Source organism: Salinimicrobium oceani (assembly GCF_012037645.1).
The window spans coordinates 1-278 of sequence record NZ_JAAVJR010001712.1 but is presented as its reverse complement, the minus strand read 5'-3'; the positions used below and the strand labels follow the sequence as shown (position 1 = coordinate 278).

General features: G+C 54.0%; 1 protein-coding gene. It reads left to right on the top strand.

Annotated elements, in window-relative coordinates; all coding sequences use genetic code 11:
* Positions 1 to 28 precede the first annotated feature (28 nt).
* On the top strand, positions 29 to 278 hold a 250-nt coding region (locus HC175_RS24835; protein ID WP_369074377.1), incomplete at its 3' end, for a glycosyltransferase family 2 protein.

The window sequence follows — 278 nt, the reverse complement described above, 5'->3', positions numbered from 1 at the left end:
ATTGCCATACGCATCAACGTTGATCATCGTGCCGGCTTACCAGGAGAAGGGACGCATTGGTGCCGTGGTGAAGAAAATCAAGGCTACCGGACCATGGCCAGTATTGGTGGTGGATGATGGTAGCAACGATGCTACAGCTGAGGAGGCGGAGAAAGCTGGGGCTAAGGTAGTTCGTCATGTGATCAACCGAGGTCCTGGTGCAGCCACCATGACAGGGTTGGCAAAAGCAAGACAGGAAGGCTACACCTACGCCATAACCATTGATGGCGATGACCAGC